Source organism: Streptomyces yangpuensis, assembly GCF_024666385.1.
In the GTDB taxonomy this organism is placed as follows: Bacteria; Actinomycetota; Actinomycetes; order Streptomycetales; family Streptomycetaceae; genus Streptomyces; species Streptomyces yangpuensis.
Genome location: NZ_CP102514.1, coordinates 4073836 through 4089522, shown reverse-complemented (window position 1 = coordinate 4089522; position 15687 = coordinate 4073836). Strand labels below are relative to the sequence as shown.

At 71.3% G+C, this 15687-nt stretch carries 12 protein-coding genes and 2 pseudogenes; 3 read left to right on the top strand and 11 right to left on the bottom strand.

The genetic code is table 11. The features are described 5' to 3' along the window. Positions 1–140 precede the first annotated feature (140 nt). A complete protein-coding gene (locus NRK68_RS18675; RefSeq protein WP_183066636.1) occupies positions 141–1787 on the top strand; it encodes a threonine/serine exporter family protein in 1647 nt (548 codons plus the stop codon). 121 nt (positions 1788–1908) lie between these two features. On the opposite strand, the pseudogene NRK68_RS18670 reads toward NRK68_RS18675, so the two are convergent. The 9 genes and pseudogenes from NRK68_RS18670 to NRK68_RS18630 form a co-directional block, all read right to left on the bottom strand. Beyond that, positions 1909–2580: pseudogene (locus NRK68_RS18670) on the bottom strand (DedA family protein); the annotation flags it as partial. A 119-nt stretch (positions 2581–2699) separates the two neighbouring features. Further along, positions 2700–3458 (bottom strand): MerR family transcriptional regulator, encoded by a 759-nt coding sequence (locus NRK68_RS18665; protein WP_257856265.1) that lies wholly within the window; start codon positions 3456–3458, stop codon positions 2700–2702. A gap of 76 nt (positions 3459–3534) precedes the next feature. Continuing rightward, the gene (locus tag NRK68_RS18660; protein ID WP_183066633.1) at positions 3535–4317 is read right to left on the bottom strand and encodes an ABC transporter permease; all 783 of its coding nucleotides are present in this window, start codon (positions 4315–4317) and stop codon (positions 3535–3537) included. Continuing rightward, positions 4314–5240 (bottom strand): ATP-binding cassette domain-containing protein, encoded by a 927-nt coding sequence (locus NRK68_RS18655; RefSeq protein ID WP_259656627.1) that lies wholly within the window; start codon positions 5238–5240, stop codon positions 4314–4316. Before NRK68_RS18655 ends, NRK68_RS18660 begins: the two co-directional genes overlap by 4 nt. Before the next feature lie 78 nt (positions 5241–5318). Continuing rightward, the gene (locus NRK68_RS18650) at positions 5319–5933 is read right to left on the bottom strand and encodes a PadR family transcriptional regulator (protein ID WP_183066632.1); all 615 of its coding nucleotides are present in this window, start codon (positions 5931–5933) and stop codon (positions 5319–5321) included. A 65-nt stretch (positions 5934–5998) separates the two neighbouring features. After that, positions 5999–6511 (bottom strand): DinB family protein, encoded by a 513-nt coding sequence (locus tag NRK68_RS18645; RefSeq protein ID WP_183066631.1) that lies wholly within the window; start codon positions 6509–6511, stop codon positions 5999–6001. A 109-nt stretch (positions 6512–6620) separates the two neighbouring features. Continuing rightward, a pseudogene (mrdA, locus tag NRK68_RS18640) lies at positions 6621–8696 on the bottom strand (penicillin-binding protein 2); the annotation flags it as partial. A gap of 61 nt (positions 8697–8757) precedes the next feature. After that, complete coding sequence (locus NRK68_RS18635; RefSeq protein ID WP_183066629.1) at positions 8758–10215, bottom strand: aldehyde dehydrogenase family protein; 1458 nt, start codon at positions 10213–10215, stop codon at positions 8758–8760. Between the two features lie 89 nt (positions 10216–10304). Then, complete coding sequence (locus NRK68_RS18630) at positions 10305–11183, bottom strand: Sco1979 family transcriptional regulator (RefSeq protein WP_183066628.1); 879 nt, start codon at positions 11181–11183, stop codon at positions 10305–10307. Positions 11184–11524: 341 nt separating this feature from the next. On the opposite strand from NRK68_RS18630, the gene NRK68_RS18625 reads away from it, so the two are divergent. Next, positions 11525–12034 carry an ATP-binding protein gene (locus NRK68_RS18625; protein WP_079025779.1) on the top strand — a complete coding sequence of 170 codons (510 nt, stop codon included), beginning with the start codon at positions 11525–11527 and terminating at the stop codon, positions 12032–12034. 110 nt (positions 12035–12144) lie between these two features. On the opposite strand, the gene NRK68_RS18620 is transcribed toward NRK68_RS18625, so the two are convergent. Together NRK68_RS18620 and NRK68_RS18615 are read right to left on the bottom strand one after the other, a co-directional pair. Next, entirely contained in the window at positions 12145–12390 is a 246-nt protein-coding gene (locus tag NRK68_RS18620) for a DUF397 domain-containing protein (RefSeq protein ID WP_030656519.1), read from the bottom strand. 144 nt (positions 12391–12534) lie between these two features. Further along, on the bottom strand, positions 12535–13716 hold the full coding sequence (locus tag NRK68_RS18615) for a DUF2786 domain-containing protein (RefSeq protein WP_183066626.1): 1182 nt from the start codon (positions 13714–13716) through the stop codon (positions 12535–12537). A gap of 232 nt (positions 13717–13948) precedes the next feature. On the opposite strand from NRK68_RS18615, the gene NRK68_RS18610 reads away from it, so the two are divergent. Further along, the gene (locus NRK68_RS18610) at positions 13949–15679 is read left to right on the top strand and encodes a bifunctional 3'-5' exonuclease/DNA polymerase (protein WP_257856264.1); all 1731 of its coding nucleotides are present in this window, start codon (positions 13949–13951) and stop codon (positions 15677–15679) included. Positions 15680–15687 lie beyond the last annotated feature (8 nt).

Sequence of the window (15687 nt, the reverse complement as noted above, 5' to 3'; positions counted from 1 at the left end):
GCGCCCCGCGCCCCCTGTGACACGGCGGGCGGCATCCCTCGGGATGCCGCCCGCTTTCGCGTTCCCGGGGAGCCAGGTTTCGACGGGGAGGAAACGGTTCCGCATACTGATACTCCGGGTGATCACGAAGGGGAGGACGCGTGGCGGAGGCCGACGGGGCGGAGGACAGGAAGCCTCAGTCCGACGAAGCGCACAGCGCCTTCACGCCGCCTCCCGGCATCGAGCCGGAGGTGTCCGCCGACGATCAGCCCACCTCGGAGTTCGTCCGCCCGCCGAACACCGGGCCGGTCCCGCCGGAGCCCGAGGGCTCGGCCTTCGCCGCGCCGGCCACCTACAGCGCCGCGCAGTCCCCGCCCGCCTACACCCCCGGCCAGGGCTTCCCCGTCGTCCAGCTGAAGGAGTCCCCCTGGCAGGACCGCATGCGCACGATGCTGCGCATGCCGGTCGACGTGCGCCCCGTACCGGACCTGGTGCAGCGGCCGAGCGACACCGGGCCCGCCGTGGGCCGCGTGCTCGACCTGACGCTGCGCATCGGCGAGCTGCTGCTGTCGGGCGGCGAGGGCTCCGAGGACGTGGAGGCCGCGATGTTCGCCGTGGCCCGCTCCTACGGGCTCGACCGCTGCGAGCCGACCGTCACCTTCACCATGCTGTCGATCACGCACCAGCCGTCGCTGGTCGACCACCCGGTCTCGGCGAGCCGGACCGTGCGCCGCCGGGGCACCGACTACACGCGCCTGGCGGCCGTGTTCCGGCTGGTGGCCGACATCAGCTCGGCGGAGACCGACATCTCCCTGGAGGAGGCCTACCGGCGCCTCGCCGAGATCCGGCGCAACCGCCACCCGTACCCCACGTGGGTGCTCACGGCGGCCGCCGGGCTGCTCGCCGGGGCCGCCTCGATCCTGGTCGGCGGCGGAGTGCTGGTCTTCTTCGCGGCCGCACTCGGCGCGGTCCTCGGGGACCGGCTCGCCTGGCTGTGCGCCGGGCGCGGGCTGCCCGAGTTCTACCAGTTCGTGGTCGCCGCGATGCCGCCGGCCGCCTTCGGGGTGGCGCTCAAGCTCGCGGAGATCGAGAACATCAAGGCCTCCGCCGTGATCACCGGCGGGCTGTTCGCGCTGCTGCCGGGGCGGGCCCTGGTCGCGGCCGTGCAGGACGGCCTGACCGGCTTCTACATCACCGCCGCCGCGCGGCTCCTGGAGGTCATGTACCTCTTCATCGGCATCATCATGGGCGTGCTGGTCGTGCTCTACCTCGGGCTGCAGCTGGGCGCCTCGCCCAAGCCCGAGGAGGTCCTGCAGATCACCCAGCGGCCGCTGGTCCAGATCGCGGCCTCGATGGTGCTCGTCTTCACCTTCGCGATCCTGCTCCAGCAGGAACGCTCCACCGTGTGGATCGTGACCCTCAACGGCGGGGTGGCGTGGGTGGTCTTCGGGGCCCTGCACTACGCGGGCGGGATCCCGCCCGTGCCGTCCACGTGCGTCGCTGCCGGGCTGGTGGGCCTCTTCGGGCAGCTCTTCTCCCGCTACCGCTTCGCGTCCGCCCTGCCGTACGTCACGGCCGCCATCGGGCCGCTGCTGCCGGGCTCCGCGACGTATTACGGGCTGCTGCTGATCGCCGAGGACCGGCTGAACGAGGGGCTGGGCTCCCTGGTGAACGCCGCGGCCATCGCCCTGGCCATCGCGATCGGGGTCAACCTGGGCTCGGAGACCTCCCGGCTGTTCATGCGCATCCCCGGGGCGGCGAGCGCCGTCAAGGGCCGCGCCGCGGCCAAGCGGACCCGCGGCTACTGAGGACCGTCACACGCCGACGGGCCGCACCTCCTGCCCCGGCGGGGCGGGCGTGCGGCCCGTGCGGCGTGTGGTCCTGCGCGCGGTGTCAGCGCTTGGCGTGGCGCCCGCGCTGGCCCGGGGACTGCGGGCCGGTGCCGTCGGCGGCGACCGCGTCCGGCGCCTGGCCGGCGTTCGCCTTGTTCTCCTTGCGGGCCTTCAGGACCTCGAAGACGACCGGGATGACGGAGATGAGGACGATGCCGACGAGGATCGGCTCGACGTTCGTCTTGATGAACTCGATCTGGCCGAGCCAGTAGCCGGCGATGGTGACGCCCGCGCCCCAGCCGATGCCACCGATGATGTTGTAGGTCAGGAAGGTGCGGTACTTCATCGTGCCGGCGCCGGCGACCATCGGGGCGAAGGTGCGGATGATCGGCACGAAGCGGGCGAGCACGATGGCCTTGGGGCCGTGCTTGTCCATGAACTCGTGCGCCTTGTCCAGATTCTCCCGCTTGAAGAGCTTGGAGTTCGGCCGGTTGAAGAGCTTCGGCCCGAAGTACTTTCCGATCATGTAGCCGACCTGGTCGCCGATGATCGCGGCGGCGACGATCAGGGTGCAGACCAGCCACAGCGGCTGCTTGATGTACTGCCCGTCCGCGACCAGCAGGCCCGCGGTGAAGAGCAGGGAGTCGCCGGGCAGGAAGGCGAAGAGACCCGACTCGGCGAAGACGATGACCAGGATGCCGATCAGGCCGAAGTGCGAGATCAGGTAGTCCGGGGACAGCCACTCAGGGCCGAGCGCAAGCGTATACACGGGTTCCGGGCTCTCCTGGATCGGGGGAAGAACAGCGATGGGGGCGGTTTCAATTATCAACGCACACGACCCCCGCCCGGTTCCAGGTACCGGCGGGGGTCGTGCGCGTGACATTCCGCTTACGCCTCGCGCACACCGTTGGCGAGGATCGCGTCCCTCAGGTGCGCCGCGAAGCCCGGCTTCATGGCGTCGTAGAACGCCGTGAACCGCTCGTCCGCCACGTACATCTCACCGAGGCAGGTGTGCATCTCGTACGGGCAGTCGTAGAACCAGCGGTGGATGTGCAGCCGGTGCTCCTCGGCCAGGTCCATCGCCCGCTCGCCGTCGGCGGGTTCGCCCGCCTCCATGGCCGCCACGTACCGGCGGCCCCACTCGGCGGACTCGTCCTGCATCCGCTGCCAGTCCTCCTTGGTGTACGAGGCCGCGCGGCGCTGCGACTCGGCGTACGCCTCGGTGCCGCCCCAGCGCTCCTCGACCTCCTGCGCGTAACTCTCGGGGTCCTGCTCCCCGAAGACCTCGAACTTCTCCTCGGGCGTGAGGTTGATGCCCATCTTCTTCGCCTCCATGGCGTGCTCAACGGCCTTGGCCATCTGCTGGAGCCGGGCGATCCGGTCGGTCAGCAGGGCATGCTGCCGGCGCAGATGCTCCTGTGGATCCGATGCCGGGTCGTCCAGCAGGACCGCGACCTTGTCGAGGGGGAAGCCGAGCTCCCGGTAGAACAGGATCCGCTGCAGCCGGTCCAGGTCGGCGTCGTCGTACCGCCGGTGTCCCGCGTGGCTGCGGCCGCCCGGGGAGAGCAGCCCGATCTCGTCGTAGTGGTGCAGGGTGCGCACCGTGACCCCGGCGAACCCGGCCACCTGGCCCACTGAGTAGCCCATTCCTTCCCTCCTCCGTTCGGGTACGCCCCCCACTGTGGTTCCTCACGCCGCGTGAGGTGCAAGTCCGCTCCGGCGGCTACTTGCTGAGCCCCCGGTAGCGGCCCACCGCCAGCGGGAAGAAGACCGCGAGCAGCAGCAGCGGCCAGGCGACCGCCAGCAGGGCCGCGTGGTCGGCGGCCCACGAGGGCGGGGCCGCGGCCGGGTTGCCGAACAGGTCGCGGACGGCGGTGGCCGTCGCCGAGAGCGGATTCCATTCCACCACCGCGCCCAGCCAGCCCGGCATCGACTCCGGGGTGGCGAAGGCGTTGGACAGGAAGCCCACCGGCCACACCAGGATCTGCACCGCCTGGACCAGCTCCGGCCGGCCCGCGACCATACCGAGCCAGATCCCGATCCACAGCATCGCGAGGCGCAGCAGCAGGAGCAGCCCGAAGGCGAGCAGGGCGGCCGCCGCGCCGCCGTGCCAGCGCCAGCCGAGCAGCAGCCCGACGGCGGCCAGGACCAGCAGCCCCACGGCCGACTGGAGCATGTCGGCGGCGCTGCGGCCCACCAGGACCGCGGAGGAGGACATCGGCATGGCGCGGAAGCGGTCGATCACCCCCTTGTTCAGGTCCTGGGTGACGGCCGTCATGGTGGCCTCCAGCCCGAAGGCCATGGTGAGGGCGAGCATCCCCGGCACCAGGAACTCGATGTACTCGCCGTCGATCCCGCGCCCGCCGCCCACCAGGAAGCCGAACATCAGCAGCATCATCACGGGGAAGACCAGGCCCACGAGCATCTGCACCGGCCGGCGCGCCCAGTGCGCCAGCTCGCGCCGGGTCATCGTCCAGGAGTCCGAGACCACCCATGCCGCGCTCATACGGCCGCCTCCTCGCGGTCGGTCAGGTGCAGGAAGACCTCGTCGAGCGTGGGGCGCCGGACGGCGAGGTCGGCCGCCTCGATGCCCGCCTCCTCAAGCGTCCGCAGGGTCCGGGCCAGGCCCGCCATCCGGTCCTGGACGGGGAAGCTCAGGGTCAGGGTGTCGGGGTCGACGGCTGGGTCGGGCAGCAGCCGGGCCGCCTGCGCCAGTTGCGCCGCGTCGCGCAGGACCACGACGATCCGGTCCGCGCCGAGGAGGGCCTTCAGTTCGTCGGCCGTGCCCTCGGCCGCCACCCGGCCGCCGTCGATCAGGGCGATCCGGTCGGCGAGCTGGTCGGCCTCCTCCAGGTACTGCGTGGTGAGCAGCACGGTGGTGCCGCCGCCGACGAGGGAGCGGACCGCGCTCCACACCTCGGCGCGGCCGCGCGGGTCGAGGCCGGTGGTCGGCTCGTCGAGGAACAGCACCTCCGGTGCGGTGATCAGGGAGGCGGCGAGGTCGAGCCGGCGCCGCATGCCGCCGCTGTACTGCTTCACGGCCTTGCGGCCGGTGTCCGCGAGGCCGAAGCGGGCCAGCAGTTCGTCGGCGCGCCGCCCGGCCCCGCGCGCGCCCAGGTGGTGCAGGCGGCCGAACATCTCCAGGTTCTGCCGTCCGGCCAGTTCCTCGTCGAGCGCGGCGTGCTGGCCGAGCAGCCCGATGCGCGAGCGGACGGCCGCCGGGTCGGCGGCGACGTCGTGGCCCGCCACCCGGACCACCCCTTCGTCGTGGCGGAGCAGGGTGCTCATGATCCGCACCGCCGTGGTCTTCCCGGCGCCGTTGGGGCCGAGCACGGCGTGCACGGTGCCGGGCGCCACCTCCAGGTCGAGTCCGGCCAGGGCCTGCTTGTCGCCGTAGCGTTTGTGGACACCTTCGACGGAGATCGCCAAAGCCACTCCCTCACTAGTCAAACTTGATTACTACGAGCCGCACAAAGTAGTGCCCGCTCGCAAGCTAGTCAAACTTGATTAGATGAAGGGATTCTCCTGGCCGTCCGCGAGGACCCCCACGAACGGATCGCCGCCCTCGCCCGCGAAGGAGTACGCGCCCCCCTCGATCCGGGCGATCAGGCCTCGCGTCCACTCCGCCTCCGCGTCCGCGGAGTGGACCCACCTGTGCATGATCTCGCCGATGTGGCCCAGCGACTCCGGGCCGCCCTCGGGGGTGTAGTACTCGGTCACCGACGACCGCCAGACCGCCAGCTTCGCCAGCCGCTCCCGGAGCAGCGCGAGCACGTCCCCGCGCGGCAGGTCGACCATGAAGCCGATCGCCGCCGACAGCACGTCCGTCTTCTGGTCGAAGGCCGCGAGCGCCTCACGCAGCAGCCTGAAGTACTCCTCGCGGCCGGCGTCCGTCACCTCGTACTCGGTGCGCGGCGGTCCGCCCGCCGCGCTCGGCGCCACCTCGTGCGCGTGCAGGACGCCCTGCTTCGCCATCTGTTTCAGCGCGTGGTAGATCGATCCCGGCTTGGTGTTCGACCACTCGTGGGCGCCCCAGTACTCCAGGTCGTTGCGCACCTGGTACCCGTGGGCCCGCCCGTGCTGGCGGACGGCGCCGAGGACAAGAAGCCGGATCGCTGACATGGAGCCAGGCTATGCCCCCGCCGCCACCCCCTCTCCCAAGGGCTGTCCCGTAATCGGGACAGCCCTCAGCCCATCGCCTTGGTGCCGTCGATGGACTCGCGGATGACGTCCGCATGACCGGCGTGCCGGGCGAACTCCTCCACCAGGTGCAGCAGCATCCAGCGGAGCGAGACCTTGGTGTCCTTGGGGAACCACGGCGCCGGCGGCAGCGGAAAGGCCGCGTCCAGGCTCGCGACGGCGGTGACGTAGGCCTCCGTCTCCTGCCGGACGCCGTCCCAGAAGGCCAGCACGGACGGGATGGACTCGCCCTCGACGAGGCGGAAGCTGTCGGCGTAGCTCGCCTCGTCGCGCATCCGCTCGTTCGGCTGCTGCTGGGCCAGCCGCAGCCAGTTCAGCTCGACCTCCGCCACGTGCTTGAGCAACCCGGACAGGGAGAGCTCGCTCGCGCTCGGCCGGCTCGCGGCCTGCTCCTCGTCGAGCCCGGCGAGGGATGCGCGGATCGCCGCGCGCTGGGACTCGACGAAGGCGAGGAGCGTGCCGCGCTCGTCGCCGGGGACGTCGGTGGGAAGCTGAGCCATGACCGGACCGCCTCTGCGTGGTGTCGCCGGGAGTCTCTCCCCCGGCACCTCCTACGCTACGGAGGATCTAGGTCAGGGTGTGTCCTAGATCCTCCGGTCAGTTGGGGGAGACCTCCCCGTCCGGCCGGATCGCGGGCAGCGCCGTGGCGGGCGTGGGCAGCAGGGCCTTGGTGAGGTCCTGCTTGCCCGTCGGGTCGAGCCCGTACATCGCCTCGTAGATCTTGCGGACGGCCGGTCCGGAGGCCCCGGAGCCGGTACCGCCCTGGGAGATCGTCATGACGATCGCGTAGTCCTCGGTGTACGAGGCGAACCACGAGGTGGTCTGCTTGCCCTGGACCTCGGCCGTGCCGGTCTTGGCGTGCATGGGGATCTGCTTCTGCGGCCAGCCGCCGAAGCGCCAGGCGGCGCTGCCGTCGGTGGCCACGCCCGCGAGGGCCGCGTCGATGTTGTCGCGGGTCTTCTTGTCCATCGGGAGCTTCCCCCGCTCCTTGGGGGCGATCTCCTTCACCGACGTCCCGTCGGCGCTGACGACCGCCTTGCCGACGCTCGGCTGGTGCAGGGTGCCGCCGTTGGCGATGGCCGCGTAGACGGACGCCATCTGGACCGGGGTGACGAGGGTGTCGCCCTGCCCGATCGAGTAGTTGATCGCGTCACCCTCGCGCAGCTGGTTGCCCTGGCGGCAGTTCTCGTAGGCGATCTTCTCGGCGAAGCTGCCGTTCTTCTTGCCGTCCCGGCACCAGGCGTCCTTGTTGGCGTCGAAGAAGTCCTGCTTCCACTTGCGGTCGGGGACCCGGCCGGGCACCTCGTTGGGCAGGTCGATGCCGGTGCGCTTGCCCAGACCGAACTCGTGGGCCGTCTTGAGGAACCAGTCGTTGGGGTCCTTCTTGGGCTTGATGCCCCCGTCCTTCTTCCACTCCTGGTCCGCGATCAGGTAGTAGACGGTGTCGCAGGAGACCTCCAGGGCCCGGCCGATGGTGATGTCGCCGTAGCCCTGCGACTCGAAGTTCGTGAAGGTCTGACTGCCCACCGAGTACGAGCTGGGGCAGGGGTAGCGGTTGTTGAAGGGGTAGCCGGCGTTGACCGCGGCGGTCGAGGTGACCACCTTGAAGATGGAGCCCGGCGCCGCCTGCCCCTGGATCGCCCGATTCAGCAGGGGGTAGTTGGACTCCTTGTCGGTGAGGGAGGCGTAGTCCTTCGCGGAGATGCCGCCCACCCAGGTGTTGGGATCGTAGGTGGGGTTCGAGGCCATCGCGACGATCCGGCCCGTCTTGGTCTCCATCACCACGACCGCGCCCGAGTCGGCCTCGTAGTTGCGGTTGGTGTTCCTGTCCCTGACCTTGCGCGCTTCGATCATCGCGTTGTTCAGCTCGCGCTCGGCCACCGCCTGCACGCGCGAGTCGATCGAGGTCACGATGTTCGAGCCGGGCTGCGCCGGGTCGGTCTGCCCCTGCCCGATGACACGGCCGAGGTTGTCCACCTCGTAGCGGGTGATGCCGGCCTTGCCGCGCAGCTCCTTGTCGTAGGTGCGCTCCAGGCCGGAGCGGCCCACCTGGTCGGAGCGCAGGTAGGGGGAGTCGGTCTTCTTCGCCTTCGCGATCTCCTCGTCGGTGACCGGGGAGAGGTAGCCCAGCACCTGGGAGGTGTTGGCCTGGTCCGGGGCCGCGTAGCGGCGCAGCGCGGTGGCCTCGGCCGTGATGCCGGGGAAGTCCTCGGGGTGCTCACGGATCTGCAGCGCCTGCTCGGTGGTGGCCTCGTCGCTGACCGGGATCGGCTGGTAGGGGGAGCCGTTCCAGCAGGGCTGCTTGGTCTTGGAGTCGCAGAGGCGGACCTTGTCGACGACCTCCTGGGGGTCCATGCCCAGGACCCCGGCGAGCCGGATCAGGACGGACCTGCCCTTGTCCTTCATCGTCAGCAGCTCGGTACGGCTGGCGGACACCACCAGGTGGGTCGCGTTGTCGGCGAGCGGGACCCCGCGCGAGTCGAGGATCGAGCCGCGCACGGCCGGCTGGACCACCTGCTGGACGTGGTTGTTCTTCGCCTCGTCCGTGTAGTCCTGGCCGTTGCGGATCTGGAGGTACCAGAGCCGTCCGCCCAGCGTGAGCAGCAGGGAGAAGACCACGACCTGGATGACGACGAGCCGGTTCTGGACCCGAGGGGTCCGGCCGGTCTCCGGTATGTTGCTCAACTCGATCTCCCCCGGGCGGCTGCCTACGCCCGGTCGAGTCTAGGGGTGCGCGGACCCTTGATCAGAACGGGAACGCCGTCCGCCCGTGCTGCACGGAGATCCACTTCTGGGTGGTGAACGCCTCGACCGTGGCCTCGCCGTTCAGCCTGCCCAGGCCGGAGGCCTTCTCCCCGCCGAAGGCGGCCAGCGGCTCGTCCCCGATCGTCGAATCGTTGACGTGCATCATCCCCGTCTCGATCCGCTGGGCGAAGCGGACGCCCCGCTCCACGTCCCGGGTGTGCACGGCGCCGCTGAGCCCGTACGGGGTCGCGTTGGCCAGCCGTACGGCCTCGTCCTCGCCGTCGAAGACCACCAGCAGCGCGACCGGGCCGAAGATCTCCTGGCCCAGCAGCGGGGAGTCCTCGGGGATCCCGGCGAGCACCGTGGGCTCGACCAGGTTGCCGCGCGTAGACCCCCGTACGAGTGCCTGCGCGCCGGATTCCACTGCCTGGTCCACGAGCGCGGTCAGCGCGTCGGCCTGGAAGGAGTTGATCAGCGGGCCGATGTGGGTGTCGGCCTCGCGCGGGTCGCCGGTCCGCAGGCCCCGCACGCGGGCGGTGAACTTCTCGGTGAACTCCTCGGCGACGGACGCGTCGACCAGGATCCGGTTGGCGGCCATGCAGACCTGGCCCTGGTAGACGAAGCGGCTGAAGACGGCCGCGTCCACCGCGTAGTCGAGATCGGCGTCGTCGAGGACGACGAGCGCGCTGTTGCCGCTGAGCTCCAGGACCGTGCGCTTGAAGTGGCGGGCGGCGATCGCGCCGACGTGCCGGCCGACCCGGTCCGACCCGGCGAAGGAGATCACCTTGGGGACGGGGTGCGTCAGGAGCGCGTCGCCTATCTCGGCGATGTCGGTGACCAGCACGTTCAGCAGGCCGGCCGGGAGCCCCGCGTCCTCGAAGATCTTGGCGATCACGCCGCCGCCCACGACCGGGGCGTTCTGGTTCGGCTTGATGACGACCGCGTTGCCCAGCGCCAGGGCCGGGGCGACCGACTTCAGGGTGACCAGGAAGGGGAAGTTGAACGGGCTGATCACGGTGACGACGCCGACGGGCAGCCGCTGGACCCGGTTCTCCTTGCCCTCGACCGGCGAGGGCAGGATCCGGCCCTCGGGGCGGACGGCCAGCTGGAGCGACTCGCGGATGAACTCCATCGCGAGGTGGACCTCGTACTCGGCCTTGGGACGGGTCCCGCCGAGCTCGTCGATCATCGCCTCGACGATCTCCTTCTCGCGCTCCTCGGTGATCCGCAGGGCACGCTCCAGGACCGCGCGTCTGATGTAGGGGCTGGTCGCGGCCCACTCCCGCTGGGCGCGCTCGGCGCCGCGGTACGCCCGGTCGACCTGTTCGACGGTGGCGACGGTGATGGCCGCGAGCTTCTCCCCGTTGTACGGGTTGACGTCGATGATGTCCCAGGAACCGTTGCCGGCCAGCCATTCGCCGTCGATGTACTGGTGAGCGAGGTCGCTGAATATGGACATGCCATCCCTTACTGCGAGCGCGCACCCGTGCGCTGCACCGGAGACCGATCGGTCATCATGCACTGATCAGACGTCATACTACGTGCGGATCAAGACAGTTGGAGTAGGCCGCGGAGAAGATCCCTGGTCCGGTCGGGATCGGGGCAGTCGGCCTGCAGGCGTTCCATCGCCCGCTCGTACTGCCCCACTTCCTCGTCCTTGTCCAGGTAGAGGGCACTGGTGAGCTGTTCCAGATAGACGATGTCCTGCAGGTCGGACTCGGGGAAGCGCAGCAGGGTGAAGGCCCCGCTCTCGCCCGCGTGCCCGCCGAAGGAGAAGGGCATCACCTGGAGCTGGACGTTGGGCCGCTCGGAGATCTCGATGAGGTGCTCCAGCTGGCCGCGCATGACGCCGCGGTCGCCGTACGGGCGGCGCAGCGCGGCCTCGTCGAGGACCGCGTGGAAGACGGGGGCGCTCTCGGAGACGAGCACCTTCTGCCGCTCCAGGCGCAGCGCGACGCGGCGGTCGATCTCGGCGGCGGTGGCGTCGGGCATGCCGCGGCTGACGACGGCGTGGGCGTAGGCCTCGGTCTGCAGCAGGCCGTGGACGAACTGCACCTCGTAGATACGGATGAGCGACGCGGCGCCCTCCAGCCCGATGTACGTCTGGAACCAGCCCGGCAGCACGTCGCCGTAACTGTGCCACCAGCCGGTCGCGTTGGCCTCGCGGACCAGTCCCAGCAGGGACTCGCGCTCGGTGCTGTCCGTGACTCCGTAGAGCGTGAGGAGGTCCTCCACGTCCCGTGCCTTGAAGCTCACCCTTCCCAACTCCAAGCGGCTGATCTTCGATTCGGATGCGCGGATCGAGTAGCCGGCCGCCTCACGGGTGATGCCGCGGGATTCTCGGAGTCGCCTGAGCTGGGAGCCCAGGAGGATGCGGCGCACCACAGAACCGCTTGTCTCTGCGGTCACTAGTACTGCCCTCCCCATCGCATTGGCGTGCGCGTGGTGTGCGCGTGCGTCGCGGGGCCCCCGCACCCCAGAGGCCGCAGTCTGCCACCAAAACGCATCGGGCCGTACTCGTTCCGTAACGGAATCTCGGGTACGGGGAAAGAAGTCCGTAAGTATGCGTAGGAAGAAATGAGCAAGAACCGTCACGTGAGCGGACAGGTCCGGCGCGTGCACGTGCATCTGCCCTTGCATCCGGCCCGAGCATTCGGAACGATGGTCCCCGCGCACCTGCGTGCTCTTCGCGCCGGCGCGGGACCCACCCCGCAGTTCTCTTTGGACACAAGCCACCGCTTCGTCCGCGAATCCCGGGAGTGCCTCGCATGGGGACGAATGGATCGACCATGCTCGAGCCGTTACGGCAGGGGCTTCCCCCGGTCGACCCCACGGCTGTCTCCGGGTCCGCCTCATGCGCTCTGCCCGCGCGGTTCGACGCGGTGCGGGGCGCCCGCACTTTCACCCGCTCGACGCTGTCCCAGTGGGGCCTCGACGAACGCTTCGACGATGTGGCCCTGGTCGTCTCCGAGCTCGTCACCAACGCGCTGCGCCATGCCCTGCCGGAGGAGTCACGCGGTCCGGCGGGGGAGCCGGAGCCGCCGGTACGGCTGCACCTGATGCGGTGGAGCACCCGGCTGGTGTGCGCGGTGCGCGACCCCAGCGAGGACCGGCCCGGCGGGGCCTTCTCGCCGGAGCGGACCGAGGAGAACTTCGACCTGGAGTCCGGGCGGGGGCTGTTCCTCGTGGACTCGTACAGCGACAGCTGGGGCTGGCACCCGCTCGCGGGGCGGCTCACCGGCAAGGTGGTCTGGGCGCTGTTCCTGCTCCACGACTGACTCCACGACCGAGCCGCGCGCGACCCCTCGGGACGACGACTGGCCGGGACCGATCACTGCGATCGGTCCCGGCCAGTGCACGTGCATGGCTTGATGAGTGCGCCGTTCCGTCAGCCGATCAGGTGGTCGAACTCGCCGTCCTTGACGCCCAGGAGCAGGGCTTCTATCTCGGCCGGCGTGTAGACGAGCGCCGGACCGTCGGGGAAGCGCGAATTGCGCATGGCGACGTCGCCTCCGGGCAGCTTCGCGAACTCCACGCAGGAACCCTGCGAGTTGCTGTGTCTGCTCTTCTGCCACGTCAGCTCAAACAAGGAAGCGAGTTCTGCAGCTGCCATCCCGTTGTACGCGTGGTCCACAGGAAGCCCCCGATAGTGCAGATGTCAACTCCACCGGATCATAGCCGTGTTCACCAGCTGCTGCATGCGCAGATGCACGTGCACGCGGGGTGTTCCCATGATCACAGACAGGTCCGCCGGCTCTGACAGCACACCTAGGTGTTGCTAGGTGTTGGGGAGCGGCCGGCGGCGGCCGGCCATGTGGGCCCGGTCGGCGGCCGCCGTGCCGTCCTCCCAGCCCGCGTGGTCGGTGGCCCCGCGCAGCCGGGTGGTGGTGGTCCGCGGGAACATCTCCTCGGCCCGGGAGGTGACCGCCACGTCGCGCGCCACCAGGGCCGGCAGGTTGTCCGGGGCCTCCGTCGCCGTGTGCTCGGCCGTCTCGGCGAGCCGGTGGCCGAGCCGGCTGGCGTAGGCGAGCAGGAAGGACTGCCGGAAGGTCTTCGTCCGCTTGCGTCCGCCGGAGCGCTGCGCGGCCTCCGCGCGGGTCATCGCGGCCGTTCCCTGCACGAGGAGCGAGGTGTACAGCAGCTCCACCGCCTCCAGGTCGCTCTCGAAGCCGACCACCGTGGAGAACTCGAAGCCGCTGTTCCACACCGCCCGGCAGCGGTTGGCGGTGGCCACCGCGTCGAGCAGGACCGCCTTCGCCTCCTCGTACGGCGGCTCGACACCGATCCGGCAGGCCGCCGGCAGCTGGGCGGGGCGCTTGCCGCTCGCCGCGAGCAGGGCCTCGTCGACGGTGTGCCGGGCCATCAGCTCCTGGGCCTTGGCGCTCAGCGCCTCGGCCTCGTCCGGGTAGGTGGTCGCCTCGGCCTTGGCGAGCAGGGCCCGGATCCGGCCGAGCATGCGCGGCTCGATGTGGCCGTACTCGGCGAGGGCGTCGACCGGGTCGCCCGGCAGCGGCCCCACCGGCTCGACGGAGGGCAGCCGGATCAGCAGCCGCAGCACCTCCAGGAAGGCGGTGGCCAGGGTGAACCGGTCGGCCCGCTCCCGCCGCGCGAGGGCGTCGGCGTACTCCTCGTCGCCCTTCCACCACACCTCGGCGGTGGTCCAGCGCTCCGGCAGCCGGGCGTAGCGGCGCGCCTCGGCGGCGATCAGGTCCCCGGTGATCCGCAGGTGCCGCTCGTCGAGGTCCCGGCGGACCAGCCGCAGCACGTCGGCCGGCTGCCAGCCCCGCTCCCAGCCCTGCCGTACGTACGCCTCCCCGCGCGCCAGCAGCTCCCGGCCCACCCCGGACCAGCGTCCCTGATCGGCGGCGAGCAACGATGCGCCGGTGTCCAGCCCGGCGTCGTCCTGGGCGTGGAGGGCTGCGGCGAAGGCTCGGTCGACGGTCTCGGCAAGGTCTGTCACACCTCTCAGCTTGGCATGTCCGCCACCCGCGCCCCCGCCCGCCCGGGACGGGCCGGTGCCGGTGCCGGTCGCGTACCGGTGCCGGTGCCGGTCCCGTGCCGGTGCCGGACGGCCCGTACCCGGCCCGAGGGGCGTCGTGGTGTCCCTGGTTCGGGTGATCGGGCCGTCGCGCGGCCGGGTGGCGCGGGCCGCCGCGCCGGCGCTGTCGGACCCCGGTGGGACACTCGCACCCATGAGCGACCGCACTCCCCGGTGGGCCCTCGCCGAGGACGGCGACGGGTGGTGGCACGCCGCACCCGTGCCCCCCGTATCCGCGCACCCCGCGGCCGCGGCACCGCTCCGCATCCGGGACCCCGCCGACGCGATCCGCTCCGCGCCGCCCGGCACCCGCTGGGTCTGGCGTTCCACCGCCGCCGTGTATCCGCGCCTGCTCGCGGCCGGCGTCCGCGTCGAGCGGTGTCACGACATCGAGGACGCCGAGCTGCTGCTCCTCGGCCACGAGGGCCGCTCCGGCGAGCCCCGCTCGGCCGCCGCCGCCTGGGCGCGGCTGAGCGACGCCCCGGTACCGCCCGATCCGCCGCAGCGCGCCGTCGACCCCCGCGCCCAGGACTCGCTCTTCGATCCGCAGCCCGCCCCGGTCTCCCTGGACGCCCTGCTCGCCGTCCACGCCGACCAGGCGAGACGGCTCGACGCCACCGACCGTCCCGACCGGATGCGGCTGCTCGTCGCCGCCGAGTCGGCCGCCTTCCTCGTCGCCGCCGAGATGAACCGCGCCGGTCTGCCCTGGCGGGCCGACGTGCACCGCGCCCTGCTGACCGAGCTGCTCGGCGAGCGGTACGCGGGCGGTGGGGAGCCGAGGCGCCTCGCCGAGCTGGCCGACCGCGTCTCGGCGGCCTTCGGCCGGCGCGTACGCCCCGACCTGCCCGCCGAGGTCGTCCGGGCCTTCGCCAAGGACGGGATCAGGCTGAAGTCCACCCGCCGCTGGGAGATCCAGGAGCTGGACCATCCCGCCGTGGAGCCGTTGATCGAGTACAAGAAGCTGTACCGGATCTACACCGCCCACGGCTGGTCCTGGCTGGGCGACTGGGTCCACGAAGGCCGGTTCCGCCCGGAGTTCATCCCCGGCGGCACGCTCACCGGCCGCTGGGTCACCAACGGCGGCGGGGCCCTGCAGATCCCCAAGGTGATCCGCCGGGCCGTGGTCGCCGATCCGGGCTGGCGGCTCGTCGTCGCCGACGCCGACCAGATGGAACCGCGCGTGCTCGCCGCGATCTCCCGCGACCCCGCCTTCATGGAGGTGGCCGGCCGGCCCGAGGACCTCTACACCTCCGTCTCCCGCCAGGGCTTCTCCGGCGACCGGGAGCAGGCCAAGATCGCCGTTCTCGGCGCCGTGTACGGGCAGACCTCCGGGGACGGCCTGAAGAACCTGGCCGCGCTCCGCCGCCGGTTCCCCCGGGCCGTGGCGTACGTGGACGACGCGGCGAAGGCCGGGGAGGAGGGCCGGCTCGTCCGCACCTGGCTCGGCCGCACGTGCCCGCCGCCCGCCGGCTCCGGCGAGGGGTACGAGGCCGGCGACGGCGGCGTCGACCCGAGCGAGGGGGAATCGGAGGGCGAGGCCGGGACCCGGCAGGACCGGGACGAGAGCTGGACGCCGAGCTACGCCTCCACCAACGCCCGGGCCCGCGGCCGGTTCACCCGCAACTTCGTCGTCCAGGGCAGCGCCGCCGACTGGGCCCTGCTGCTGCTCGCGGCCCTGCGGCAGGCGACCGCCGGGATGCGCGCGGAGCTGGTGTTCTTCCAGCACGACGAGGTGATGGTGCACTGCCCGGCCGAGGAGGCCGAGGCGGTGGTGGAGGCGATCCGCGCCGCCGGCGACCGGGCCGGCCGGATCGCCTTCGGCGACACCCCGGTCCGGTTCCCGTTCACGATCGCGGTCGTGGAGTGCTACGCCGACGCCAAATGATCGCTCCA

Coding starts and splice junctions, on each gene's coding strand:
- NRK68_RS18665 (WP_257856265.1), bottom strand. CDS start 3,458: ATGGGCTACTCAGTGGGCCAGGTGGCCGGGTTCGCCGGGGTCACGGTG.
- NRK68_RS18660 (WP_183066633.1), bottom strand. CDS start 4,317: ATGAGCGCGGCATGGGTGGTCTCGGACTCCTGGACGATGACCCGGCGC.
- NRK68_RS18650 (WP_183066632.1), bottom strand. CDS start 5,933: ATGTCAGCGATCCGGCTTCTTGTCCTCGGCGCCGTCCGCCAGCACGGG.
- NRK68_RS18645 (WP_183066631.1), bottom strand. CDS start 6,511: ATGGCTCAGCTTCCCACCGACGTCCCCGGCGACGAGCGCGGCACGCTC.
- NRK68_RS18635 (WP_183066629.1), bottom strand. CDS start 10,215: ATGTCCATATTCAGCGACCTCGCTCACCAGTACATCGACGGCGAATGG.
- NRK68_RS18630 (WP_183066628.1), bottom strand. CDS start 11,183: ATGGGGAGGGCAGTACTAGTGACCGCAGAGACAAGCGGTTCTGTGGTG.
- NRK68_RS18625 (WP_079025779.1), top strand. CDS start 11,525: ATGGGGACGAATGGATCGACCATGCTCGAGCCGTTACGGCAGGGGCTT.
- NRK68_RS18610 (WP_257856264.1), top strand. CDS start 13,949: ATGAGCGACCGCACTCCCCGGTGGGCCCTCGCCGAGGACGGCGACGGG.